Raw genomic sequence first — 26,649 nt, forward strand, 5'->3', positions numbered from 1 at the left:
AATGCGTTTGGGTTTAAGCGATTTGATCGATTCCGATTAAAGGTATTATTACATCATCAATACAAAAATATAGATATTCGGGTCGCATAAATTAGGAGTGAGCTAAGTACTCACCCCAACATTTGACGTAGAACCTTTTTTTACCAATAAATAGTCAAGGCACATTTTTAAACTGCACAGTTCAGTACTTGGGCATCTACTCCCTTCTAATGATGGATGATAATTGGAGCATTCTATCACCTTTGTAAAAAAAAATTACATATTGTAACCTCTTACATTATTGATTTAATCATATCACTATTTTTAGCTTCTAGAATAGCGAAAAAAAAAGGTTGAAAAACGCTAAAACATATCGTATTGTAAATAACAATAGTTATGGATATAACCCTCAAAAAATAGAAGGAAAGCTAGTGATAGAAAGCTTCCATCCCTATCCAATATTTCACATTTAAAACAAAAAATTCAAGGAGGTTCACCGATGAGAACTGATAAATTTAGTAAAGAAGGTTTAACGTTTGATGATGTATTGCTACTACCAGCGGAATCTAATGTACTACCTCGAGATGTATCAGTGAAGACAAAGCTGTCGGAAAATATTACACTTAACATTCCGTTCTTAAGTGCCGGAATGGATACTGTAACAGAAGCGAAGATGGCAATTGCTATTGCAAGACAGGGTGGAATTGGTATTATTCATAAAAATATGTCCATTGAGGAACAAGCTGAGCAAGTAGATCGTGTAAAACGCTCTGAAAGTGGTGTAATATCTAATCCTTTTTTCCTCTTACCTGACAATCAAGTATTTGATGCTGAACATCTGATGGGCAAGTTCCGTATCTCAGGTGTACCTATTGTAAATAATGAGAAAGAACAAAGATTAGTAGGGATTTTAACTAACCGTGATTTACGCTTTATTGAAGATTATTCAATAAAAATTGCTGATGTGATGACAAGTGAAAACTTAGTAACAGCACCAGTTGGAACAACCTTAGAAGAAGCAAGTAAGATCTTACAGGAGCATAAAATTGAAAAATTACCATTAGTTGATAGTAATGATGTATTAAAAGGACTTATTACGATTAAAGATATAGAAAAAGTGATAGAATTCCCTCATTCTGCTAAGGACAAGCAAGGGCGCTTATTAGCCGGCGCTGCTGTAGGGGTAACAGCTGATTCCATGACTCGAATTGATAAACTAGTGGAAGCTGGTGTAGATGTATTAGTTATTGATACGGCACACGGACATTCACAAGGCGTGATGGAACAGGTTAAACGAGTTCGAGCTAAATATCCTGATATTGACATTATTGCCGGAAATGTCGCAACTGCGGAAGCGACACGAGCCCTAATTGAAGCAGGAGCAAATATTATCAAGGTCGGTATTGGTCCTGGTTCTATCTGTACAACTAGAGTAGTGGCAGGTGTCGGTGTTCCACAAATAACAGCCGTTAATGATTGTGCAACAGAAGCAGAGAAATATAATATTCCTGTAATTGCTGATGGTGGTATTAAGTATTCAGGTGATATTACGAAGGCAATTGCAGCTGGAGCAAGTGCGGTAATGTTAGGAAGCTTGTTCGCAGGAGTAACGGAAAGTCCTGGTGATACAGAAATCTTCCAAGGAAGAAGATACAAAGTATACCGCGGAATGGGATCTGTTACATCTATGCAATCTGGTTCAAATGATCGATATTTCCAGGATTCACAAGATGCTAAAAAACTAGTACCGGAAGGAATCGAGGGACGTGTAGCATACAAAGGGCCATTAGCTGACACGGTTCACCAATTAATTGGTGGTCTCAGATCGGGAATGGGTTACTGTGGAGCAGCTAATATTGAGGCATTGCGAAATGATGCACAATTTATTCGTATGACAGGTGCAGGACTACGCGAAAGTCATCCGCATGATGTACAAATCACAAAAGAATCACCAAACTATTCTTTATCATAATCTTATAGGAAAAAAGATAGAGGAAAACTTGGGTTCTCCAAGTTTTCTTTTTTTTCTCTTAAATGAACGATAGTCATATATCGTTATTTTCTATTTGAGATAGTTGTGATAAAATTGTTTCGTGCAAAAAAATAAGTCGGAGGTAGAAAAGGTGAAAGAAGAAATGAAGAAGATAAGTATGATGGTAGTGGTTGCATTATTGATGATCACTGCATTTTCTTTGAATAATATAACCGTTCAAGCAACAGAAAATATAGATATTGAGGCAGAATCGGCTATCATTGTCGATGCTAATACAGGAAAAGTATTATATGAGAAGCAATCTGATTTAAAATTACCTCCAGCTAGTATGACGAAAATGATGACGGAATATTTAGTTCTCGAAGCTATTAATGAAGGTCAAATCAGCTGGGACACAACTACTCAAATAGGAGATTATCCATATTGGCTATCATCCAATAATAGTTTTTCAGGGATTGGTTTAATCCAGGATAAAGATTACACAGTTCGTGAACTATATGAAGCAATGGCAATTATCTCTGATAATGCTACTACAGTTGCGCTAGCAGAATTAGTAGCAGGCTCAGAAGGTGAATTTGTCAAAATGATGAATGATAAAGCGGAAGAAATGGGCTTACAGGAATATAAATTCGTTAATTCTACTGGTTTATCTAATTCGGATTTAGGAGAACATCATCCGGAAGGTACAGAGGCTGATGCAGATAATCTACTATCTGCACGATCTGCAGCATTATTAGCTTATCACTTAGTAAATGATTATCCAGAAGTTCTAGAATTCTCCAGTATGTTAACAGCTGAGCTAGATGATAGAGTACTAGAGAATTGGAACTGGATGCTTCCTTGGGACAATGATAACTTTAGGCAATTCGAATATGAAGGCGTAGATGGATTAAAAACAGGCCATACAGAGGCTGCTGGTTATTGTTTCACTGGAACAGCCCAACAAGGTGATCGTCGAGTGATTACTGTTGTGATGAAAACAGACTCAATGGAGCAACGATTCCATGAAACGAAAAAACTAATGGAGTATGGCTTTTCTCAATTTGAAACAGCAGAACTATTTCCTGCTAACTATCAATTAGAGGAAGAATCGAGCTTACCGGTTTCTAAAGGAAAAGAAAAAGAAGTAGAGATTGAAACGGCAGAATCACTAGCAACAATGATTAAAGCTGGAGAAGAAGAATTATACAGTATTCGTTACGAGTTTGATGAAGAAAAGCTGAAAGAAGATGGGACATTAGAGGCTCCAATAGAAGCTGGTGAAAAAGTTGGAGAAGCGATATTAGAATATGAAGGCGATGTAGATTACGGATATATAGAAGGCCAAGATGGCCAGCATGTAGATTTAGTAGCTGCCAATGCAGTGGAGAAAGCAAACTGGTTTATGTTATCTCTAGGTGCTATCGGTGACTTTTTCTCTAATGTCTTTACTACAGTTGTAGACTTTTTCAAAGGACTATTTAGCTAGCTAATTCCGATTACAGCAGTTGGCATTTGTTAAAAAATTGTTATATAATGTAAGAGCAATATAAATAGACCGTTAACAGTTAAATTATTTAGGAGGAACATGAGAATGTCTAAAATAGGTACAGATAGAGTTAAACGAGGTATGGCAGAAATGCAAAAAGGCGGCGTTATTATGGACGTTGTCAATGCAGAACAAGCTAAAATTGCTGAAGAAGCCGGTGCTGTAGCAGTTATGGCACTTGAACGAGTACCATCGGACATTCGTGCTGCAGGTGGCGTGGCTCGTATGGCTGATCCAACAATTGTAGAAGAGGTAATGAATGCCGTTTCTATTCCGGTTATGGCTAAAGCTCGTATCGGTCATATTGTAGAGGCTCGTGTACTTGAAGCAATGGGTGTAGATTATATTGATGAGAGTGAAGTGTTAACACCAGCTGATGAAGTATATCATTTAAATAAAAAAGATTATACCGTACCATTTGTTTGTGGTTGTCGTAATCTTGGTGAAGCAGCTCGTCGTATCGGTGAAGGAACTTCTATGTTACGTACGAAAGGTGAACCAGGTACAGGGAACATTGTAGAAGCAGTTCGTCATATGCGAGAAGTAAATGCACAGGTTCGTAAGCTCGTTAATATGAATGAAGATGAAGTAATGACCTATGCGAAAGAACTTGGTGCACCATATGAAGTTCTTCTAGATATTAAAGAGAATGGTCGTTTACCAGTTGTAAACTTTGCTGCTGGTGGGGTTGCGACTCCAGCAGATGCGGCTTTAATGATGCAGCTAGGTGCTGATGGTGTATTTGTCGGTTCGGGAATCTTTAAATCGGATAATCCTGCTAACTTTGCAAGAGCGATTGTAGAAGCAACTACACATTATGAAGACTACGAATTAATTGCAAAAGTATCTAAAGGTATCGGTACTGCAATGAAAGGTTTAGAAATCAGTACAATTGCTCCGGAAGAGCGTATGCAAGATCGTGGTTGGTAAGCAGTGAGGAGTAAAAAGTAATGGTAAAAATCGGAGTACTTGGCTTACAAGGTGCGATTCGCGAACATATTCGTTCCGTTGAAGCAGCTGGAGCTGAAGGAGTCATTATTAAGTATAAGGAACAATTAACCGAGATAGATGGATTAATTATACCTGGTGGCGAGAGTACAACCATGCGTCGACTTATCGATAAATATGATTTTTTTGATGCGCTAGTTAACTTTGGTCAACAAGGGAAGCCGATTTTTGGTACTTGTGCAGGTCTCATTTTATTAGCAGATACTATTGCTGGACAAGAGGATGCACATTTATCCTTAATGAATATGAAAGTAGAACGCAATGCTTTTGGCAGACAGCGTGAATCTTTTGAAGCAGAAGTTGATATCCAAGGAGTTGCTGACCATTTTGAAGCGGTCTTTATCCGTGCCCCATATATCATAGAGGTTGGACCGGAAGTAGAAGTCTTAGCTACTTATCAAGATAAAATTGTTGCAGCAAGGCAAGGGCACTATTTATGTAGTGCTTTTCATCCAGAATTAACAGATGACCACCGTTTAACAGAATACTTTGTCAAAATGGTGGAAAGATAATATAATAATAAAAAGTATAGAGCTTAGAATATAATATAAAAAAGTAATGATAGGAAATAGTAGCTTATTGTTTTATGGAAGAGAGCCGGTGGTTGGTGCAAACCGGTATAAAAGATAAGCGAATCCATCCTTGAGCGGTACATGGAAATAATAGTATATGTACCCGGTGACAAGCCGTTATAGAAAATGAAGCCGGGAGAAGTCTATTCTCCAATCAGGGTGGTATCGCGGGTAAACTCTCGTCCCTACTATAATACAAGTATGGGACGGGAGTTTTTTTATGCAATAGGTAGAGTCAAAGGGTATTTTCCATTCTCATCTTAATGAGTATTTGAAAGACGGCTTCGGCAGAATACTTCGCTTTCCGTGGGCACGGCCTCAGCTAACTTGGTAAAGAAGATCGCTTTACCAAGTAGATCTTCAGCTCGTGCTGTTCCCACTGGAGTCTACGTATTCTGCCTGCGCTAGTACAGATGCCTGATTATAGTGTGGATGGCACTTAAGGAACTATATTTTAGGGTTACTTATCATTTTATTAGAAAACTATTCTAAGCTGCGGGAAAATGCAACACACCTGTGGGAAAGGAAGTATTTCCCCGCAGCGACGAGTGGACTACTTAACTTCAAACAAATAAAAGAAAGCAAATTGTATTCAAATTTAAATCATTATTAAAATTGTAGGAGGTATAGTTATGTTAGACATGAAGATGTTGCGTAAAAATTTTGCGGAAGTGAAAGAGAAGTTAGCTCACAGAGGGGAAGATTTAACGGATTTGGATCGTTTCGGTGATCTAGATGAGAAAAGAAGAGAACTGATCGCTGAAACCGAGCAATTAAAAGCAAAACGAAATGAAGTATCGAAACAAATCTCTTTATTGAAGAAAGAAAAGAAAAACGCAGATGATATGATTACGGAAATGCGTGAAGTAGGAGATCGAATCAAAACAATTGATCAAGAACTTCGAGAAGTAGAGGAAGAACTCGAAATATTAATGCTATCTATCCCGAATATCCCACACGAATCTACTCCTGTCGGTGAATCTGAGGATGATAATGTAGAGGTACGTAAGTGGGGAGAAGTACCAAACTTCCACTTTGAAGAAAAAGCGCATTGGGATATTGCCACAGAATTAGATATTGTAGATTTTGAACGAGCTGCAAAAGTAACAGGAAGTCGTTTTGTTTTTTATAAAGGTTTAGGAGCACGTTTAGAGCGGGCATTAATGAACTTTATGATGGATTTACATGCAGATGAGCATGGCTATCAAGAAATATTACCACCACATATGGTAAACCGCGAAAGTATGACTGGAACAGGACAATTACCTAAGTTTGAGGAAGATGCATTTAAAGTAGATGGATGGGACTATTTCTTAATTCCAACTGCGGAGGTACCTGTCACTAATTATCATCGTGAAGAAATTTTAAAAGCGGAGGAGTTACCGAAAAAGTTCACTGCCTTCAGCAGTAATTTCCGTTCTGAAGCAGGCTCTGCTGGAAGAGATACAAGGGGATTAATTCGTCAGCATCAGTTTAACAAAGTAGAGCTGGTACAGATCGTAAAACCAGAGGATTCTTATCAGGTATTAGAAGAATTAACAGGCCATGCAGAAAAGGTGTTACAACTGCTAGAATTACCATATCGTGTTATGAGTATGTGTACGGCTGATTTAGGATTTACCGCTGCTAAAAAATATGATATTGAAGTATGGATGCCAAGTAACGATACGTACCGTGAAATTTCTTCTTGTTCCAACTTTGAAGATTTCCAGGCAAGACGAGCTGGTATCCGATTCCGTCGGGAGGAGAAGGGTAAGCCGGAATTTGTCCATACCTTAAACGGATCTGGTTTAGCAATAGGTCGTACTGTCTCTGCTATCATTGAGAACTACCAACAAGCAGATGGAACGGTGAAGGTACCTGAAGTATTAGTACCATATATGGGTGGCAAAACAATCATCAAATAATAGCTAAACGTCTATCCTAAAAAAATAGGATAGACGTTTAAAAAAACTATTGACTCTAATTAATCAATATGCTATATTATAACTTGTCGTCAGCAAATACGGAGGAGTACCCAAGTCCGGCTGAAGGGAGCGGTCTTGAAAACCGCCAGGGGCTTCACGGCCCGCGGGGGTTCGAATCCCTCCTCCTCCGCCATTAATGAAACACAAAATTGGAGATTATAAAATCGTTATCAACAGATAGCGGTTTTTTTATTGGCAAAGAATGTATAAAGGGTCCTTATACTGCGGTCACTAGTGTATTAAGATAAACGGAATTTGCGAAAGAAGAGATTCCTCTGTCCACTTGCCCGATAATCATTTATAATGTGGTTAAGCATACATATAAAGGATGGTTTTAATGGATCATACGATTGCGTTTTTAGGAGCTGGCTCGATGGCAGAGGCGATTATTGCAGGAATGACGGCTAAAAAAATGGTTCCAGCTGACCGGATTATTGCAACCAATCATTCCAATAAAGAACGCTTAGCAGAATTAGCAGATAAATATGGTATTCGCACGTCACAATCAAAGGAAGATGTGATCAGGAAGAGTGATATCATTATATTAGCGATGAAACCAAAAGATATTCAAACAGCAATAGCTGAAATCAATAACTTCATAAGTGAAGATAAAATTATTGTGTCATTACTAGCAGGGATTTCGACCAAATATATGGAACAACTGCTAGATACGGATAATGCGGTTGTCCGGGTTATGCCTAATACCTCGGCAATGATCGGACAGTCTGCTTCCACGATAGCTGGAGGTCACTATGCTACCGCTTCAACTGTTAGCTTAATAGAAAATCTCATGACAGCAATAGGGACCACTACTTTAATAGAAGAAGAGCAAATGGATGCTTATACTGCTTTAGCAGGCAGTGCACCAGCATTTTATTATTACATGGTCGAAGCAATGGAGAAATTCGTTGAGCAACAGGGATTGAATAAAGACACAGCCAAACCTTTAATGGTACAAACAATTAAAGGTGTTGCGGAAATGTTAGCAGTATCAGAGGATACACCAGCAACATTACGAGAAAAAATTACTAGTCCTGGTGGTACGACAGAGGCAGGGGTTCAAATGTTGGCCAATCATGACTTCCAACAAGCGGTAATCGCATGTCTAGAGCGTACAACAGAAAGATCAAAAGAGTTAAGAGAAATGTTTGAAAAATAAACAGAAAGTAAGAGAGGATCTTGTCATTTATTCATTGTTTTATTAAGATAAAAGGTGATGCTTCTCTTACTCGTCTGATTTAATAGATGATGACCCCGTAGCTCAGTAGGATAGAGCACTTCTCTCCTAAAGAAGGTGTCGGAGGTTCGAATCCTCTCGGGGTCGCTAAGATTGTTACACAAACGTTGCTACATCAGCGTTTGTGTATTTTTTATCTTTTTAGCGTAGTTAAGAAAAAAGCCTTGGCTTGGAAAACCAGGGCTTAAACATTGTAAAATAGTTTAATTTCAACAGGGATCTTTAACTAAGGCACCCGTTTCTTAAATTAGATTTTATTTAATGAACAGCTTTCTTCATTAAAATGACACATAATCGTTGACAAAAAATGTTAAGTATGCTATAATTTACAATTATATTTTTGTTGTGTATAATAAGGTTCTCCTGGCCAGGGGAATCTTATTTTTTATTTGGGAGGAAAATGGTATGAAACAAAATGAGTCCAGTTTAACTTCCTTAGTATCAGCTTTCGGTCGAGCATATCACAGTAAATATGACAAACCAAAAATTTTTGATGATTTTATTGCAAACAAACTAATTTCCGAAGAAGAGTTTACAGCCATCAGCCAGAATATGGTTAATGGTATCCAGTTTTTCAACAGAGATATTGGGCGAAGATTTAAAAATGATTCAAAAGAAATTTTAAAATGGATTACACAAGTCCAGCTTTCCCCAACACCACTAGCACGCTCTGCCTATTGTGAAAAAGTATTACTTAATGAAGTTAAGTTAGGAGTTAAACAGTATGTCATACTCGGAGCAGGCTTAGATACTTTCGGTTTCCGATATCCAGAGTTGAAAAACAGCTTAAAGATATTTGAAATTGATCATCCAGCTACACAAGAATTAAAAAAGAAAAAGTTAGAGGATGCTAAACTTAATATCCCGAATCATCTTCATTTTGTTTCTATGGACTTTACTACCAAGTTTTCTCATCAAGATTTAGTAGATAAAGGATTTGATAACAAAAAAACATTCTTTAGCCTTTTGGGTGTTTCATATTATTTAACTAAAGAAGAAAATGCGGCCTTGATCAATCATTTATTTGCTAACGTTCCAACAGGTAGCTCTATTGTTTTTGACTATGCAGATGAAAAACTTTTCGAAGAAAAAGGAATGTCTAATAGAGTGGAAAGTATGGTGAAAATGGCTTCAGCAAGTGGAGAGCCAATGAAATCGAGTTTCGCTTATAATGAAATTGAGAATTTATTAGAAAAATCAGGTTTATTAATTTATGAACACTTATCACCAACTATGATAAATGATTTATACTTTAGAAATAGGGCGGATTATTTGTCTGCATTCGAGACAATTCATTTTATTCACGCTGTAAAGAAATGATTCTCTAATTCGAAGCCTCTTAATAATTATGATGATTGAGAGGCTTTGAATTTTTCAATCCGATATATCGGTTAATATCTCTTATTAAATCTTTATTAGGCGCCTAAAATAATTCTTATTTATATAATAGAAAATAGATCGAGAAGAAGATGACAATTGGGATAAGAGCTGCGATCGCCGTTCCCCCCAGCTTATTCCCTTCTTGAAATGTTTCTTTGCTATGCTTGATCATAAAATAACAGATACTAATGGCTAGTATAATAGGTATCATACTCCACAATTTAATCCCTCACTTTGTGCAACTCAGTATCATCGATCATTTTTCCAAATTCTAACTTTGCCAAATGGTATGTGACATTGATATTTGCCTCAGGATAAATTTTCTGATGCCAGTCAGCTTCTTCATAAGCTGGAATATCTTTAAAATGTTTGCGAAAATATAATGACCAGTAAAAGGGATCTGATCGATATTCCTCTTGAGTCTTTTTTATCAGGGCATTTGTTTTTTCGTTTAATCTTCTGATAATACTTTGTTCGAGCACTTTTTGGCGGTCTTTGTTTTGCGAATAGCGAACAAGACTTGGTATAGAAAGTATTTCTACTTTGAAATATACATCTACATCAATTTCTGATGGTTTATCTTTATGATAGGTTATATTCACATCAGGATTTTTGTGTTGCGAATAGACATAAGTTAACCGGTATTCAGGGTTAAATGGATCCGGTATCGTAGTGACATAATTATTTAATTGTTGTGTATAATCCAGCATATTAGTTAGTCGGTTTTCTTCACCAGTCAAAACATCGATCATTTGTCCTTCTTTAAACACTGCTGCACCCATAAATTGTGTAGGTGAACCTCCTATTTGTGGTACTTCCCCTGCAATGTATTCATCTTCAAATCCTTCTTTGCTTGTCTTTTCATCTGACTGTTCTGTTGTGGCATACATAGCTAAAAATAGATTATCATCTCCTTCCGTAATCTGAAAAAAACGATGTAAAGTTGCATCAGGAATAATGCCGGTCTCAATCGCCCCGGCTAACATAAATTGATAATATTTATGTGGTCTCGATTCCAAAAGAGGTGTAGTATGATGAATAAAATCCATTGCCGTTTCCTTGGAAACAATCATTTGTACCCCTCTTCTTATTTGAGGTGATCTCGCGGCAGTTTGAATAACACGGATGAAATCCTCATCTCTTGCTGCTTCCTCTGAAATGATGATAACTCTTGTTTGATCCAAAACAATTTTTTTCGGTACAAATGAGTTGGCTGTATAAGTTGCGCTTAAAATATCAGAGCCATTAACCGTTACTATTTCTGTTCGAGGTTTGCTCTCATCACTTTCCACAACAGTGGAACTCATTTCAGGATTGGCAATTTGAAAGTTGAAGGAATATATTCCCTTTTGATCTGTATTGTCAATACCAATGGCAATTACATAAGATTGTTCTTCTAATTCAACGCGATCATAACAGCCAGTGAGCAAGATAAGCAGGAACATTAATACTAGTTTTTTGCTCATTTCTTTAAGTCTCCTTTACTCCACGCAATAATCCACAAAACGACAGGGAGAAAAATTAAAAATGGTGTCATGTACTTTATTAAGGTATGGTGGAAGATTAATTCATTGATAATCGAATTAATCGGTAAAAGCCCAATCAAAATAGCTAAAAAGCTAAATGGTAAAAGAAGTGGTTCAAAATTACGAATTTCAAATACTTCGCCAAAAATCCATGTGCTAATATAGATAAAAATAATGAATCGTAAAAATGCTGCCAATAACCAGAAAACCATAAAGACCGTTTCAATATTGGTCAAAAAATCGCCTAAATTAATAAGTTGTGTAATATCGTGATATGGAAAGTGAATTTTGTCTATCGAATTGTAGTCAAATATTGTAGCATAAGCCATATAAAATATCGTAATTTCAATGATAGAAATAACGCTTCCGATCACAATCCCTTTGCGAAACATCGATGTGCGTTTGGCAGATTGATAAGCAATTAACAGAAAGAACAATTCAGAAAAAATAGCTGCTTTTTTCACTCCTTCTGATAAAATAACAGTGAATCCAGAGCCAAAAATAGGAAAAAGCCGCTGGATGATGAGGTCTCCAAACATAAGCATTAACACGATAAAAGTAGAAGTTTTTATAATAAAGAGGGTCATCCAAGATGTGTAACCAATTACTTCAAACCCTTTCTTTGCTCCGAAAAAGACAACTCCCATAAAGATTAAAAAGATAATATCTGTTGGAGACTCAGGAAAGTATAATAATTTGATTTGTTCTACATAATTACGGCTGTCTAGCGTCAATGTCAGGAAAGCAGATAAAAATAACACGAACCCGATCATTTTGCCGATCCATTTACCCGTGATAGCTTCGATTACTCCTAAAATATTTTTATCTTGATATTTCTTTAGCAGGTAAAGTAAGAGCAGAAAGCTTGGGAAAATACAGATAAAAGAAATAAGAGGAATCATCCAAAAGCCATTTTGCGCTTTTTGGGCCATCAACGCAGGAGTGGAATCAGCTAACTTCATTCCTACAAGAATGAGGGTCATTGCTAATATTTCTTTTAGTCTTAGAAATCCTTTGTTTTGCTGCATGATACTTCACCTGCTTGTCTTTTACTTAGGCTTCTTTTGCACATCTTTTGGATGTAAGAAATTCGGTCTTAATGTTTCTTTTTTAATTGGTTTACGAAAAATAGTATCCTCAGATGATAGAAAATGTGGCGACATTGGTGAAAAGAAAGGTATACCAAATGACTTAATGGATGCAGCATACATGAAAAATAACAAAAAGGCTCCGGTTAGTGCGAGCATTCCAAATACGCCTGCCACGAGAATGAAGATAAAACGCATAAGTCGAATGGTAAAGTTGATATTTAAATCTGCCAGAGCAAATGAGGATAATCCCGATAAGGCGGCAATGATGACAATGATTGGGCTAATAATATTTGCCTCAACTGCTGCCTGTCCTAAAATTAATGCACCTACAATACCGATCGTTGGCCCCAATGGATTAGGTATGCGTAGTCCTGCTTCACGAATCAATTCAAAGGCAATTTCCATTATTAATACCTCCATTATTAATGGAAATGGAACACGTTCTCGTGAAGCAGTAATCGCCAGTAGCAAATCAGGCGGAATCATTTCACTATGAAAATTTGATATCGCTACATACGTTGCCGAAATCAATAATGTTAAAAAGAAACAGAAGAGACGAATTGCTCGGGTGAAATTGCCATAAAAAAACCGCAAATAACGATCCTCTGGTGCATGAAAGAATGACCAGAAGGTAACCGGAACAATTAAACAAGAAGAGGAGCTATCCATCAATAGAACGATATAACCATCCTCTAAATAGGAGCTTGCTTTATCCGGTTTTTCGGTGTACACCGTCGTAGATATGAGAGAGTATGGTCGTTCATCAATAAGCTGTTCCAATATTTCAATGTTCCGTACATTATCGGTTTTAATTTCTTTCAATTTTGCTCTGACATTATCTAAGATTTCATCGTTTACGATATCTTTTATATAGATTAAGTTCACTTCATTCTTTGTTCTCTCGCCTATTTGAATTCCTTCATTAATCAATTGGTTATCATGTAGCTGCTTTCGGATTAATGAAATATTACTATCTAATGATTCTGTAAAAGCCTCCTGTGGTCCTTTGATAGTATTTTCATTTTCCGTTTTGGTTACTTCGCGATGCTGAAAATCCGCTACATCCATCGCATAGGAAGTGTCATCTCCGTCAATAAAAAGGACTACTCTTCCACTATTAATATTTTCAATGACTTTTTCGAAGTCATGTGTTTCCTCGATATTTTCAACCGAGACAACATTGCTTACAGATTCACCTGTATTCTCAAGCAAAGGTTTCAGTACGTGTAAATTTATTTTTGGTCCATCTACTATAGAGGTGTAATAAACAAGACACCCTTCTTTTTGGTTAAAACGGATGTCAAGCGTACGTATGGCAAAGTCTTTATTAAGCCCGTAAGAGAATAATTGTTTTGCTTCCTGAATATTTTCTTGTAAGGAAGCAGATATTTTTTTATGTTTTGGTGGTGATGGAGACTCTTTTGATTTTTTGGAAAATCTAACCACATGTAGCACCTCTTTTATGAAGCGTTCTAGCTGTTAATATGTGCAAATTTAACGAGATTATGTGATTACCAATATTAGGATTGTATTACTTGCGTTATCATATAAATTCGTTACAATAGATTGTAAGGGGTTTCAATGTTTGTTTAAAAAGGTCAACAATTTGGGAGAGGTGATAGGATGGATATGACAAAAGTGCAGCCAAGATCAGGAAAGTATAATGTAGAAGATCTGAATGCTCTTAGAGAAGGTTTCGACTGGGAGGAAATAAAGAAAGATTTTAGCTGGTACAAAACTGGTAAGGTAAATGCTGCTTATGAAGCAATTGATCGTCATGCAGAAAATCCTAATAAAAAGAACCAAGTGGCATTGTTATATTCAGCACCAGACCGGGAAGAAAGTGTCACATTTGAACAATTAAGCAAACAAAGTAATAAAACAGCAAATATATTGAAGAAGTATGGCATACAAAAAGGAGATCGTGTTTTCTTATTCATGCCAAGAAGTCCGGAGTTCTATGCAAACTTTTTTGGTATTCTTAAAGTAGGTGCGATTGCCGGACCGCTATTTGAGGCGTTCATGGAACAAGCGGTCCGTGATCGGTTGGAAGATAGTGAAGCAACGATGTTAATTACGACACCTGAATTAATCGGACGTGTACCTGTTGATGAACTACCAGATTTGAAACAGATTATCTTAGTAGGCGGCACAGCTGATACGGAAGGCGATAATTATATTCATTTTGAAGAAGAAATGCATGAAGCATCTGAGGATTTTGATATTGAATGGGTTGATAGAGAGGACGGTATGCTTCTTCATTATACTTCTGGCTCTACCGGTAAGCCAAAAGGAGTTTATCATGTCCACAATGCAATGATTCAGCACTATGCGACAGGTAAATGGGTTATTGATTTTAAAGAGGATGATATCTATTGGTGTACCGCGGATCCAGGCTGGGTTACAGGTACCAGTTATGGTATCTTTGCCCCATGGTTGAACGGTGTTACCAATGTTATAAGAGGGGGCCGTTTTTCACCTGAGTCCTGGTATGAAACATTAGAGAAACACAACGTAACGATATGGTATACAGCACCAACAGCTTTACGTAAATTCGTCAGCGCTGGTGAAGAATTAGTGAAAGAGTATGATTTATCGAGCTTACGTCATATTTTAAGTGTTGGAGAACCATTAAACCCAGAAGTGATCACATGGGGATTACGTGTACTTGATTTACGAATTCATGATACATGGTGGATGACAGAAACGGGTGCGATGTTGATTGTCAATTTGCCAAGCATGGAAATTCGTCCAGGTTCTATGGGGAAACCTATTCCAGGGATAGAAGCAGCTATAGTTGATAATGAAGGTAATGAACTGCCGCCGAATCAAATGGGAAATTTAGCAATTAAAAAGGGTTGGCCATCGATGATGCGTGCAATCTGGAACAATCCGGGTAAGTATGAGAGTTATTTTATTAAGGATTGGTATGTATCAGGAGACAGCGCTTATATGGATGAAGATGGTTACTTCTGGTTCCAAGGCCGTTTAGATGATGTGATCAATACATCTGGTGAACGTGTCGGACCATTTGAGGTAGAAAGTAAATTAATTGAGCATCAAGCAGTCTCAGAAGCTGGTGTAATAGGTAAGCCGGATCCAGAGCGTGGCGAAATTATTAAAGCCTTTATTACGTTAAATCCTGGGTATGACGCATCAGATGAATTGTTAGAAGATATTCGCCAATTCGTTAAAAAAGGATTAAGTGCCCATGCTGCTCCTCGTGAAATAGAATTTAAAGATAGTATTCCAAAAACACGGAGCGGTAAAATTATGCGTCGCTTGTTAAAATCATGGGAGCTTGGATTACCGACAGGTGACACCTCAACATTAGAAGAATAAATAAGATAAGAAAGTCCGAACAAAAGTAAGGATTTTGTCCGGTCTTCAGCTTGTCGAGAAACCAAAAATTTTCTCGGCAAGCTTTTTTTATGCTTATAGACAACTTGTTCCCCATGGAAAGCGCGTATTTTTTCCTTTCCGCAACGCTAATTTTACTCTGATCTTTAATGAAGGTAGAAGGAGGAGGTTGTCGCGTATTTGGGTCAAACCTACTTTTTCTTAGATAAAAACTATGATAAAAGAACTGTTTTTTCGATTATAGAAGGAAATGGAGAATTAAAGCACGAATTTGTTATAGCAATTTGATGACTAAAGGAGGGACTATAGGTTACCTAGTTTTGCTATTATCCATATATTAGGAAGGAGAGGTTTGATGAAAAAGTTGTGTAAACGAATTACATTTTTGTGTATGATTTTCATCATTACAGCAGGAACACTTCCAACAGCTGCAATGGCAGCAAAATATGATACGAATTATGAAAATTTCGACTTAGTCGCTACCTCAAATGGAGGAATGGTATCGACATCTCATGGAATAGCAACACAGGTTGGTGCCGATGTTCTTAAAAAGGGTGGCAATGCAATGGATGCTTCGATTGCCATTCAATTTGCGTTAAATGTCGTGGAGCCCATGATGTCTGGAATCGGTGGTGGCGGATTTATGATGGTATATGATGGGGATACTGGTGAGACGACCATTGTGAATAGTCGTGAACGTGCTCCTGCTGGTGCAACACCAGACATGTTTTTAGATGATAACGGTAATCCTATTCCATTTAGTGAGCGTGTCAGACAAGGCACAGCGGTCGGAGTTCCAGGAACATTAAAAGGTTTAGAAACCACTCATGAAAGGTGGGGAAGTATTCCATTTCAACAATTGATCGGACCTGCGATAAAACTAGCTCAAAAAGGCTTTCCTATAGATGACTATCTTGCTCAATCTATCGTAAATAATGAAAGTAAATTACGAAGCACGGCAGCTCAAGATGTATTTTTTCCAAATGGTGATGCAATACAAGAAGGAGATATTCTCATTCAAGAAGATTTAGCCAAAACATTGAAACTGATTAGAGCAAAGGGTACGGATGCATTTTATACCGGGGAGATAGCAGAAGCACTTTCGGCAACTGTCCAAGAATTTGGTGGTTCTATGACAGTGGATGATTTAGCCCGATATGATGTAACGATAGATGATCCTGTATGGGGAGAACTTCAAGGATATGATATTGCTAGTATGCCTCCTCCAAGTTCTGGCGGGGTATTTCTGCTTCAAATGCTTGGTATTCTAGATAGCTTCCATTTATCCCAGTATGAGTCAAGATCCTGGGAGAAGTATCATCTCTTAGCTGAAACGATGCATTTAGCATATGCTGATCGCGCTGCATATGCGGGAGATCCAGAATTCGTTGATGTTCCTGTAGATGGCCTCATTCATCCAAATTACATTGCCGAACGAACGGCATTAATTGATTTAGATACTGTAAACCAACATCCAACAGCTGGAGATCCATGGCAGTTTGAGGATGCATCACCTGATTATCAGATGACAGAACAACCAAATGATAGAGAATATGGGGAAACGACACATTTTACTGTAGCAGATAAATATGGCAATGTTGTTTCCTATACGACAACAATTGAACAAGTATTTGGTACAGGTATTATGGTACCAGGATACGGCTTTATGCTGAACAACGAATTAACCGACTTTGATGCTGTACCTGGAGGAGCAAACGAAGTACAGCCCAATAAACGTCCATTAAGTAGTATGACACCGACAATTGTGTTTGAGAATGATAAACCAGTATTAACAGTTGGTTCGCCAGGTGGTCCCACTATCATTACATCAGTCTTACAAACAATCATTAATGTCGTTGAATATGGAATGGAGCCAGAAGCCGCTGTTGCAGAACCTAGGATCTATACAAATAATCTAAGTTCTTACCGCTATGAAGAAGGTATCCAACCTGAAGTTATCCAACAATTAAATGCGATGGGCCATCAATTTGGGTCTTCTCCAACAACGATTGGAAATGTTCAAAGTATTTTACTTGATCATGATACAGGATTATTAAAAGGTGTAGCAGATGATAGAAGAAACGGAGCAGCGATTGGTGTAGATTTAAAAGGAAAAGGAAAAAAATAAAGGTAAATAATAACTCGATAAAAGGGGATAGGAAATAACTAATAGGGAACAGAACATCCGAACAATCTGACTTAGTGGTGATAGGCTCTAGTCATTTATAGTCGGATGTTCCTTTATTATTAGTCTTTTGTCTTCGTCTCTTTTCTTGAATTTTTAATTATTATGCCTCTAAATCACCTTTTGGACCGAAGAATTCATAATAAATATCCTCTTCGTCTACTTCCCAATCCTTCAATAATTGATAGACTGTTTTCATAAATGGCTCAGGTCCACAAAAGTAGAAAGATGCTTGATTGGTTGGCACCACAGACTGTAACCATGCTAAATCAATAAAACCGATCTTATCGCAGTTGGTAGGATCTTTAGGATTTTCATAAATGGTAAAGGCATGCACATGGTCATGTGCCTTTGCAAGTTGTTTCACTGTATCCTTGAAGCCGTGTACTCTTTCGTTTTGTGCTGCATGAATATAATAGACTTCACGTTTCGGCTGTTGTACCACTACTGTTTCCAGCATACTTGTTAATGGTGTTAATCCGACACCACCACTAATTAATACTAAAGGTTTATTTGCTTGATTGAGGACAAAATCTCCTGCCGGTGCACTAAGGTCGATTAAATCTCCCTCATTTACTGACTGATGAAGATAATTAGATACGATTCCGTCAGGGTTATCACCTATACCGTTTTCCCTTTTTACACTAATACGGAAATATTCTTTATTTGGTTTGCAGGATAAACTGTATTGGCGTTGACAGGTGTAAGGGACGGAAGGAATAGTGATTTTTACAGTGATATATTGACCAGCCTCATAATCCGGCAGAGGGCCATTATCAGCAGGTGTTAAATAGAAAGAGGTGATGACATCACTTTCTTGTACTTTTTGCATTACACGAAAGGAACGATAGCCAACCCAGCCACCAGATTTTTGCGCTGTTTCGTCATACATTTCTTTTTCGACTTGAATAAAGACATCTGCAATAACGTTATATGCTTTAGCCCAAGCTGTCATAATTTCATCTGTTGCTGCTTCTTTTAAGACATCTTTCATCGCTTTTAAGAGATTTTCACCAACAATAGGATAATGTTCTGGCTGAATGTTTAAGCTTCGGTGTTTATGAGCAATTTGATTTACTACAGGTAGAATGTCCTCTAATTGATCAATGTGTGCTGCAGCTGTATATACGGCATTTGCCAACGCTTGAGGTTGTTTGCCTTTTCTTTGATTTGTCTGATTAAAAATATTTTTTAACTCTGGGTGATTAATGAAAAGTAATTGATAAAACTTGGAGGTAATAGCGGTACCATGTTCAGCCAATACAGGGACAGTTGCTTGTACGGTTTCAATTGTTTTTGCATCAAGTACTCGAGTAGAATTTGTCATTTTTTCACTCCTCGTATAATTAATTTTAAATGGCACATTGAACTTAGTTTTACTCATTTCACACTGTAATAAATCATCAAATAAAAAATGTATTATATATACATGTTTATTATATATAAATTATGGAAGCAGTTTCAATACCCTAGTGGTCAAATATATGACAATTCTGTTAAGAGGTGGTGCGTTTTAACGTATTTTCGGGTAAAATGGAGGGAAAGAAGGGAGAATATAATGCGCTTAAAAAAATATACAGACTTTGCATTGCGGGTTTTAATTTATGCGGGAACGAGTGAACGGAAAGTAAGTATAAAAGAAATATCGGATACTTTTTACATATCGACCGAACATATTCGTAAAGTGGTTCACCAACTAAGTATGAAGGGTTATATTCATACAACAAGGGGGCGAAATGGCGGTATTCTGTTAATGAAAGATCCAAGTGAGATAAATATTGGGGAGATCATCCGATTAATGGAGAATGATTTCTATTTATTAGAATGCTTTAACGGAGAACAAAATCGATGCGTGATTACGCCTGCTTGTAAGCTACGATCAGTTGTCGGAGAAGCGATGCGTGCATTTTTCGAAGTGCTGAATCAATATACATTAGCTGATTTAATCGAAAACAAAGATGAACTAAGAGCATTGATGGATATAAAAGAGGAGCAACCATAATGGGTCCCTCCTCTATTTTTACATGAAGTTTAGCAATTATTGCTCTCTTTTTTGGATGATAAATTGATCTTCGAGTAACAACCAATTTTGTGGAAAGGCTAATCCTAATTTCCAATAACTGATGCCGCGTAAATTTTTTTCTTTAATAAGATCAAATTTGGCCTGAATGGAACGGGCATCTTCAAACCATACTTCATGCTCTTCTCCATTTTCATCTATATAATTAAAATAAGGGGCTTGTGCTTCTTCATCAAAAAGAATTGCCTGATTGTATTCCCTTGCTAACTGAATTGCTTGCTGAGGACTTACAACTTGGGCATATTCACCACCCGGTTCATAAGGAAGCGTCCAGTCATAACCGTATAAATTTTGTCCTAGTAATATTTTTTCAGAGGGCATTTCGGTTAAAGCATAATTAACCACATCACGAACAGGTCCAATTGGTGAAACCGCCATTGGAGGACCACCACTATATCCCCATTCATAGGTCATTAAAACGACAAAATCGACAATTTCTCCATGCGCTCTATAATCATGTGCCTCATACCATTCACCCTCTTGTTCAGCGCTTGTCTTAGGTGCAAGTGCGGTTGATACTAATAAACCTTCTTGATGTAATCGATTGGTTGCCTTCTCTAAGAAGTTACGATAATCCTGGCGATTCTCTGGTGGGAGGAATTCAAAATCAAAGTGAATATCTCCAAAGCCGATTTCATTTGCCGTTTGAATAATTTGATTGAGCATATTATCTTGAACTGTTTCATCGGTTAAAATGATTCGACCTAACTCCGCACTGAAAGCACCTTCTTCGAGATTGGTAATAACAAGCATAAGTGTTGCATTGTGCTCATTTGCAATGGCAGGAAATTGGTTTAATGGAGGAGCAATTAAATTCCCTTGCCGGTCTAATTGGTAGGAGAAAGGAGCTAAATAGGTTAAGTTTTCTGCATGTTTTCTTGCTGCGTTCTCAAGTGTAGCCGATACGGTTTCACCAATAGGCTCAACATATGCATTCACTTCAATAGTAGGCTTAGCGGGTTCTGGTATATATAATGTCATCCCGACAGAAAGTGGCTGATACATATTGATTTGATTGATACTAGCAAGTTCAGCTGCAGATATGCTGAATCTTTGCCCTATCGTATACAAGCTATCCCCTGGTCTGACGGTATAGAACCTCCCATAAATTGGAATGACGAGTGCTTGGCCAACAACTAGAGGTAATTCAGCATCTATTTCATTTGCATTTGCAATCGATTCATAAGAAGTGCCAAATTGATTGGCGATTTGAAATAAGCTATCCCCCTGTTTCACCACATAAATCTGCACAAATAGTTCTCCTTTCTAATAAAAAATAATCTCTATTTAACTTTATGATAAGAAAGGAGAAATAGAACGTTGTATCTAGTGAAATTTCTCATGAAGAAATATAGGCATAGACAATATAAGAACACCAAAAAAGCTATATTTTTGCTGTTTCAGCATTAAATACTTCTGCCATTAATTTTATTGCTTCTTCATTATGTTTCTCGGTATTGGATGCCACACAATTTTCTGGGACATGGAGTGTATACCCTCGCATATGGGCGTCATTAGCAGTAAAAAGAACACATATATTGCCTGCAACTCCTGCAATGATTAGATGTTTGATTTCTAAATGCTCTAATAATGATCGTAAAGGCGTCCGGAAAAAGCCTGACATTTGTGGCTTCATAATAAAGTAGTCATCCTTCTCTGGCATTCCTTGTTCAATGATATCTTCATTTTTAGAAGATAAACATGCCTGAGCAATTTGTTTAAAGTCAGTTTCCCATGTGTCATAATGATCATTCACATAAATAATGGGATAATGGTGTTTCTTTGCAAATTGTTTTAACTTCTTAATGTTCGGTAGAATCTTTCGAGTGTTTTCTAAAAGGAGATCCCCTTCATGAAATGTAAAGTCATTAATTAAATCAATGATTAAGACAGCTGTACTTTTCATTCTCTCACCTCATTTTCCTTCTGTTGACAAGATACCCTATATATCTTAGAATCATGCATTTGTTACTTGAACTTTTACTAATTTTTCTGCACTATAGTAATAAATAGTAAAAGAGTGGGATCATAATGACAGATCAGGAATATATGTTAGTAGCACTTGAACAAGCAAAAAAAGCAGCAGTACTGGGAGAAGTACCAATTGGAGCAGTCATCGTCTACCAAGAGGAAGTAATTGCTACCGCATTTAATTTGCGCGAAAAATTACAGACAACCAACGCTCACGCCGAAATGCTGGCAATCGATAAAGCAAATGAAGTATTGGGAAGTTGGCGACTGGAAGACTGTACATTATATGTAACCCTAGAGCCGTGCCCGATGTGTGCCGGCGCTATATTGCAATCGAGAATACCAAGAGTTGTATATGGAGCAAAAGATAAAAAAGCTGGATGTGCTGGCTCTCTGTACAATTTTCTGCAGGATAATCGTTTTAACCATCAAGTAGAAGTAGTAGCAGGTGTCATGGAAGAGGAGTCACGCCAATTGTTATCAGACTTTTTTAAAGTGTTACGCCAAAAAAAGAAAGAAGAGAAAGCTTTTAATGCCAATAGAAATACAATGGATCACAGCGAAAATGCCGACTAATAAAAATAATATAGCAGAAAATGGATGGCATTTATCATTGCAATTTTTCACAAAAAAGGTTATACTAATATTTGCGCTTTTCATAGGCGCAACTGAATATATTAGCAAATTTGCCGTGCTAGGTGGGGAGGTAGCGGTGCCCTGTACTCGCAATCCGCTATAGCGAGACTGAATACCTTGCTGAGGTGCCATTGCTTTAAGGTCTGCCTTAAGGGAGTAGTGCTGACACTTGGGTCCTGCGCAACAGGAACTCGTGAACCATGTCAGGTCCGGAAGGAAGCAGCATTAAGCGAATTCTCCTGTGTGCCGCAGGGAAGCCTGGGTCGAGCTATCAACTTAAGTAACGCTTAAGGTAATGTCATCGAAGCTTGGTGCACGGCGTTAAATAAAAAGTTCCAACCTCTTGTATCAGTGCAAGAGGTTTTTGTTATATTATAAAGAGTGATCATAGAACAGCATAATCAGCTGAAAAGGAGATCATCTGTCTGTAACAGGATATGATTAGAGCTAACATCCAACTTAAATATTACTCGTGTTTCCTGGCGGGATTTGATACAATAAAGTGAGAAAAATAACGATGATTAGTAAAGGGGATCAATTATGGGCTATCAAGCATTATATCGTGTCTGGCGTCCAAAGAATTTCGAAGATGTAGTAGGACAAGTACATATTACTCGTACCTTGCAAAATGCGATCATGCAAGATAAGTTTACCCATGCCTACCTTTTTTCAGGTCCCCGAGGTACGGGAAAGACGAGTGCTGCTAAGATATTTGCCAAAGCAGTAAACTGTCAAAATGGTCCTTCCTTAGAGCCGTGTGATCAATGTGACGCATGTATTGGTATTCAGGATGGCTCGATTTCGGATGTAGTAGAAATTGATGCAGCATCTAATAATGGTGTCGAGCAGATTCGCGATATTCGTGATAAAGTAAAATATGCGCCAAGTGCAGTAACATATAAGGTATATATTATTGACGAAGTTCATATGTTATCGATTGGTGCCTTTAATGCATTGTTGAAAACATTAGAAGAACCACCTAAGCATGTTATATTTGTCTTAGCAACAACTGAACCACATAAAATTCCTTTGACCATTATCTCAAGGTGTCAACGATTCGATTTTAAGCGAATTTCCCAATCAGCTATGGTTGACCGTATGAAGAAGATTACCGAAGCGGAGGGAATTGCTGTCACGGATGAAGCATTAGAGGCAGTTGCGTTATCTGCAGAAGGTGGTATGCGTGATGCGTTAAGTTTGTTAGATCAAGCTATTTCTTATAGCGAAGCACAGGTAACAATTGAAGATGTGCTGGCTGTAACCGGCTCTGTTTCTCAAGCTCAACTGGCAAAGATAGTCAGTTCCATGCATATAAATGAAGTAAAAGAAACATTACTGGAGATTGACGGGATGATCCAGGAAGGAAAAGACCCTGGTCGTTTTGTATTTGATCTTATCTATTATTTGCGTGATGTGTTGCTTTATCAAACGGCTCCATCTCTAGAAAATGTGCTAGAGCGGGCAATTGTTGATGACACATTTAAAGAATTAGCTAATAAGCTTGATGCAGAATGGATTCAAATGGCGATTAAAGAATTGAATCAATGCCAACAAGAAATTAAGTGGACCAACAGTCCGAAAGTTTTTATCGAAGTTGCCGTATTAAAAATTTGTAATCAAGGTATAGGGGCAAAAACAGAAGCTGCTTCCATCCCTGCTGTAGAGCAGCTAAACGATAAAATTCGAAAATTAGAACAGCAACTGACCAATATGCAACAACAGTCTAACCAAGGTATCCAGCCGGAGAAGCAACAGCCCGCACCTAAACGAAGTGCATCTGTCAATCGCAATGGCTATAAGGTACCATATGATCGAATCAGGCATGTACTCAATGAAGCCTCTAAGACTTCTATTCAAAAGGTTAGAGCACAGTGGTCTGTTTTTATGGATGCTTTAAAGAAACAAAGTGCACCGGCACATGCGACCATTCAGAATAGTAAGCCTAGTGCAGCGTCTGAAGATGTTATTATTATTGCGTTTCGTTATGAAATTCACTGTTCACTTGCATTAGAACATAAACAAACGATAGAATTAATGTTATCCGAGACTATCGGGCAGAATGTAACATTTATCCCTATCCCTGAAGAAGATTGGACTAGTTTACGTGATGAATATGTCCGTAAGCAGAAACAACAAGATGAGGGGACAGATGAAGCAGCTACCTCTTCATCTCAGGAAGAAGAGGATCCTGTTGTTGATGCTGCCAGAAAGTTAGTCGGCGATGACTTATTAGAAATACATGATTAAAAAATAGATTTTATTTAGGAGGGTTTGCCATGCGTGGTGGAGGAAACATGAATAAAATGATGAAACAAATGCAAAAAATGCAAAAGGATATGATGAAAGCTCAAGAAGAGTTACAAGAAATGACGTTTGAAGCTACTGCTGGAGGTGGAATGGTAAAGGTGGTAGCAAATGGAAAAAAAGAAATCACCGATATTGAGATCAAAGAGGAAGTAGTAGATCCAGATGATATCGAAATGCTACAAGACCTTATTTTAGCAGCGACGAATGAAGTACTAAAAGAAGTAGATGATAAAACAAATGATACGATGGGCAAATTTACAAAAGGATTAAATTTACCTGGAGGAATGTTCTAGGAGGGTTCTCATGTATTATCCCGAACCGATATCAAAGCTAATTGACAGCTTTACTAAATTGCCAGGAATCGGTCCAAAAACTGCCGTGCGCCTGGCATTTTTTGTCTTAAATATGAAAGAAGATGACGTGCTCGATTTTGCGAAAGCACTTGCTAATGCAAAACGTGAATTGACTCATTGCAGTGTATGTGGTCATATTACGGATCAGGATCCTTGTGCAATATGTCAAGATGACATGCGTGATCACTCGTTAATATGTGTGGTGCAAGATCCAAAAGATGTGATAGCAATGGAGAAAATGAAAGAATTCAATGGTAAGTATCATGTTTTACATGGGGCGATATCTCCAATGGATGGAATTGGCCCTGAAGATATTAATGTACCATCATTGATCAATCGCTTAAAAGACGAAGAAGTAAAAGAATTAATTCTAGCAACAAATCCTAATATTGAAGGTGAAGCAACTGCGATGTATATTTCAAGATTGGTAAAGCCTTCGGGAATCAAAACTACACGAATTGCTCATGGTCTGCCGATGGGGGGAGATTTAGAGTATGCCGATGAGGTAACGCTCTCCAAAGCATTGGAAGGCAGAAGAGAAGTATAATAGTAGGTGAAGAAAGTATGTTTCGTTCCAAAAAAATAAAAAAAGCAGAACTGGATCAGGAATTTTTAGACCAAATATTTCAGTTGAAAAAAGAATGGACTTATTTAGATGATATTTTGAATCGGAGTATAGAACCGAGTGAATCTGGTCAGTTTGATTTGGCTGTGACGAGGGCTAAATATTTTTATTTGCTTAGAGAAGCAAAAACGCGAAATTTATCTGCTATTAAATAGTTTTTCTTCTATTTCTTGTTTTCTCTTCATATAAATAGAGTAGTTATATTTTATATGAAAAAGGGGACAAGCGTATGAATTGGTGGATTATAGCTGGAATAGTAGGATTAATTGTTTTTTTGTTAATGAAAGGAATACCGGTAAATCTCGTAAAAGGTAGCGGACAAGTGGTAATGAAAGTCACGATTGGTGTGCTGTTTTTATTTTTCTTTAACTTATTTGGTGCCTCTTTTGGATTGTATATACCTATTAATGTGTTTACAGCAGGTATCGTTGGAGTCCTAGGTATACCTGGTATTGCTTGTTTAACTGCCATTCATGTTTTCGTCATATAAAAGAAAGAGCAGCCTTGGACAAAAGGTTGCTTTTTTTATGTAAGAAGATGTGCTAATAATTGGTGATGAATTATTTTAAAAAAAGTATTGCATATAATAATAAAAACATGATAATATAATCAAGTCGCTTTTTTGAGCAGCAATTTAAAAGATCATATCATTTCTTTTCTTTTTTAAAAAATGTATTGACTTCAATTCAAATACATGGTATATTTAAGAGGTCGCCAAAAAAACGACAAAACACATTGAACTTTGAAAACTGAACAAAACAACCAGTATGATTTTAAACATGAAACAAGCTAGCTTATAGAAGCGAGCAAGGTCAGATGTTACCGATTAAGAACGCGACGTCCTGTCGCAA

At 37.4% G+C, this 26,649-nt stretch carries 23 protein-coding genes, 2 tRNA genes, 1 other RNA gene and 1 other annotated feature; of the genes, 19 read left to right on the forward strand and 7 right to left on the reverse strand.

Annotated features, from left to right (window positions below):
* The first annotated feature begins 478 nt into the window (after positions 1-478).
* From guaB to ACTNEP_RS19775, 9 genes are all read left to right on the forward strand, one after another.
* Positions 479-1,951 (forward strand): IMP dehydrogenase, encoded by a 1,473-nt coding sequence (gene guaB / locus ACTNEP_RS19735; protein ID WP_441163676.1) that lies wholly within the window; start codon positions 479-481, stop codon positions 1,949-1,951.
* A 151-nt stretch (positions 1,952-2,102) separates the two neighbouring features.
* A complete protein-coding gene (locus ACTNEP_RS19740; protein ID WP_441163677.1) occupies positions 2,103-3,440 on the forward strand; it encodes a serine hydrolase in 1,338 nt (445 codons plus the stop codon).
* Between the two features lie 105 nt (positions 3,441-3,545).
* Complete coding sequence (pdxS, locus tag ACTNEP_RS19745; protein WP_441163678.1) at positions 3,546-4,430, forward strand: pyridoxal 5'-phosphate synthase lyase subunit PdxS; 885 nt, start codon at positions 3,546-3,548, stop codon at positions 4,428-4,430.
* Between the two features lie 20 nt (positions 4,431-4,450).
* Positions 4,451-5,020 carry a pyridoxal 5'-phosphate synthase glutaminase subunit PdxT gene (pdxT, locus tag ACTNEP_RS19750; RefSeq protein WP_441163679.1) on the forward strand — a complete coding sequence of 190 codons (570 nt, stop codon included), beginning with the start codon at positions 4,451-4,453 and terminating at the stop codon, positions 5,018-5,020.
* A gap of 37 nt (positions 5,021-5,057) precedes the next feature.
* Positions 5,058-5,270, forward strand: a binding site (T-box leader).
* Positions 5,271-5,712: 442 nt separating this feature from the next.
* Entirely contained in the window at positions 5,713-6,987 is a 1,275-nt protein-coding gene (gene serS / locus ACTNEP_RS19755) for a serine--tRNA ligase (RefSeq protein ID WP_441163680.1), read from the forward strand.
* A gap of 100 nt (positions 6,988-7,087) precedes the next feature.
* Positions 7,088-7,180, forward strand: a tRNA-Ser gene (locus ACTNEP_RS19760).
* 204 nt (positions 7,181-7,384) lie between these two features.
* Complete coding sequence (gene proC, locus ACTNEP_RS19765) at positions 7,385-8,206, forward strand: pyrroline-5-carboxylate reductase (RefSeq protein ID WP_441163681.1); 822 nt, start codon at positions 7,385-7,387, stop codon at positions 8,204-8,206.
* Between the two features lie 91 nt (positions 8,207-8,297).
* Positions 8,298-8,371 (forward strand) — tRNA-Arg (locus tag ACTNEP_RS19770).
* Positions 8,372-8,689: 318 nt separating this feature from the next.
* The gene (locus ACTNEP_RS19775; protein WP_441163682.1) at positions 8,690-9,604 is read left to right on the forward strand and encodes a class I SAM-dependent methyltransferase; all 915 of its coding nucleotides are present in this window, start codon (positions 8,690-8,692) and stop codon (positions 9,602-9,604) included.
* A gap of 115 nt (positions 9,605-9,719) precedes the next feature.
* Here ACTNEP_RS19775 and ACTNEP_RS19780 read toward each other — a convergent pair whose 3' ends face one another.
* The 4 genes from ACTNEP_RS19780 to ACTNEP_RS19795 are packed head-to-tail and all read right to left on the reverse strand — an operon-like array spanning position 9,720 to position 13,727.
* Positions 9,720-9,884, reverse strand: a complete 165-nt coding sequence (locus tag ACTNEP_RS19780; RefSeq protein WP_441163683.1) for a hypothetical protein — start codon at positions 9,882-9,884, stop codon at positions 9,720-9,722.
* 1 nt (position 9,885) lies between these two features.
* Positions 9,886-11,130: a Ger(x)C family spore germination protein gene (locus ACTNEP_RS19785; protein ID WP_441163684.1), complete on the reverse strand. Its 1,245-nt coding sequence runs from the start codon at positions 11,128-11,130 to the stop codon at positions 9,886-9,888.
* On the reverse strand, positions 11,127-12,218 hold the full coding sequence (locus ACTNEP_RS19790) for a GerAB/ArcD/ProY family transporter (protein WP_441163685.1): 1,092 nt from the start codon (positions 12,216-12,218) through the stop codon (positions 11,127-11,129). The genes ACTNEP_RS19785 and ACTNEP_RS19790 overlap by 4 nt, the downstream gene beginning before the upstream one ends.
* 21 nt (positions 12,219-12,239) lie before the next feature.
* The gene (locus ACTNEP_RS19795; protein ID WP_441163686.1) at positions 12,240-13,727 is read right to left on the reverse strand and encodes a spore germination protein; all 1,488 of its coding nucleotides are present in this window, start codon (positions 13,725-13,727) and stop codon (positions 12,240-12,242) included.
* Between the two features lie 177 nt (positions 13,728-13,904).
* On the opposite strand from ACTNEP_RS19795, the gene acsA reads away from it, so the two are divergent.
* Positions 13,905-15,623: an acetate--CoA ligase gene (gene acsA, locus ACTNEP_RS19800; RefSeq protein ID WP_441163687.1), complete on the forward strand. Its 1,719-nt coding sequence runs from the start codon at positions 13,905-13,907 to the stop codon at positions 15,621-15,623.
* A gap of 373 nt (positions 15,624-15,996) precedes the next feature.
* Positions 15,997-17,769: a gamma-glutamyltransferase gene (ggt, locus tag ACTNEP_RS19805; RefSeq protein WP_441163688.1), complete on the forward strand. Its 1,773-nt coding sequence runs from the start codon at positions 15,997-15,999 to the stop codon at positions 17,767-17,769.
* A 160-nt stretch (positions 17,770-17,929) separates the two neighbouring features.
* On the opposite strand, the gene hmpA is transcribed toward ggt, so the two are convergent.
* Entirely contained in the window at positions 17,930-19,153 is a 1,224-nt protein-coding gene (hmpA, locus tag ACTNEP_RS19810) for an NO-inducible flavohemoprotein (RefSeq protein WP_441163689.1), read from the reverse strand.
* A 231-nt stretch (positions 19,154-19,384) separates the two neighbouring features.
* Between hmpA and ACTNEP_RS19815 the strand changes: the two genes are divergently transcribed.
* Positions 19,385-19,828 carry an RrF2 family transcriptional regulator gene (locus ACTNEP_RS19815; RefSeq protein ID WP_441163690.1) on the forward strand — a complete coding sequence of 148 codons (444 nt, stop codon included), beginning with the start codon at positions 19,385-19,387 and terminating at the stop codon, positions 19,826-19,828.
* 36 nt (positions 19,829-19,864) lie between these two features.
* Here ACTNEP_RS19815 and ACTNEP_RS19820 read toward each other — a convergent pair whose 3' ends face one another.
* Together ACTNEP_RS19820 and ACTNEP_RS19825 are read right to left on the reverse strand one after the other, a co-directional pair.
* The gene (locus ACTNEP_RS19820) at positions 19,865-21,157 is read right to left on the reverse strand and encodes a LysM peptidoglycan-binding domain-containing protein (RefSeq protein ID WP_441163691.1); all 1,293 of its coding nucleotides are present in this window, start codon (positions 21,155-21,157) and stop codon (positions 19,865-19,867) included.
* 133 nt (positions 21,158-21,290) lie between these two features.
* Complete coding sequence (locus ACTNEP_RS19825) at positions 21,291-21,812, reverse strand: isochorismatase family cysteine hydrolase (RefSeq protein ID WP_441163692.1); 522 nt, start codon at positions 21,810-21,812, stop codon at positions 21,291-21,293.
* A 125-nt stretch (positions 21,813-21,937) separates the two neighbouring features.
* On the opposite strand from ACTNEP_RS19825, the gene tadA reads away from it, so the two are divergent.
* The 7 genes from tadA to ACTNEP_RS19860 all read left to right on the forward strand — a co-directional run bounded on the left by tadA (position 21,938) and on the right by ACTNEP_RS19860 (position 26,288).
* Entirely contained in the window at positions 21,938-22,453 is a 516-nt protein-coding gene (gene tadA / locus ACTNEP_RS19830) for a tRNA adenosine(34) deaminase TadA (RefSeq protein ID WP_441163693.1), read from the forward strand.
* Positions 22,454-22,566: 113 nt separating this feature from the next.
* An RNA gene (gene ffs / locus ACTNEP_RS19835) (signal recognition particle sRNA large type) lies at positions 22,567-22,832 on the forward strand.
* Positions 22,833-23,053: 221 nt separating this feature from the next.
* On the forward strand, positions 23,054-24,760 hold the full coding sequence (gene dnaX / locus ACTNEP_RS19840) for a DNA polymerase III subunit gamma/tau (RefSeq protein ID WP_441163694.1): 1,707 nt from the start codon (positions 23,054-23,056) through the stop codon (positions 24,758-24,760).
* Positions 24,761-24,789: 29 nt separating this feature from the next.
* On the forward strand, positions 24,790-25,113 hold the full coding sequence (locus ACTNEP_RS19845) for a YbaB/EbfC family nucleoid-associated protein (protein ID WP_441163695.1): 324 nt from the start codon (positions 24,790-24,792) through the stop codon (positions 25,111-25,113).
* A gap of 10 nt (positions 25,114-25,123) precedes the next feature.
* Complete coding sequence (recR, locus tag ACTNEP_RS19850) at positions 25,124-25,720, forward strand: recombination mediator RecR (RefSeq protein ID WP_441163696.1); 597 nt, start codon at positions 25,124-25,126, stop codon at positions 25,718-25,720.
* Between the two features lie 17 nt (positions 25,721-25,737).
* Positions 25,738-25,953, forward strand: a complete 216-nt coding sequence (locus ACTNEP_RS19855) for a YaaL family protein (protein ID WP_441163697.1) — start codon at positions 25,738-25,740, stop codon at positions 25,951-25,953.
* Between the two features lie 74 nt (positions 25,954-26,027).
* A complete protein-coding gene (locus ACTNEP_RS19860) occupies positions 26,028-26,288 on the forward strand; it encodes a pro-sigmaK processing inhibitor BofA family protein (protein ID WP_441163698.1) in 261 nt (86 codons plus the stop codon).
* Positions 26,289-26,649 lie beyond the last annotated feature (361 nt).

The organism is Gracilibacillus sp. HCP3S3_G5_2 (assembly GCF_052063305.1).
In the GTDB taxonomy this organism is placed as follows: domain Bacteria; phylum Bacillota; class Bacilli; order Bacillales; family Amphibacillaceae; genus Gracilibacillus.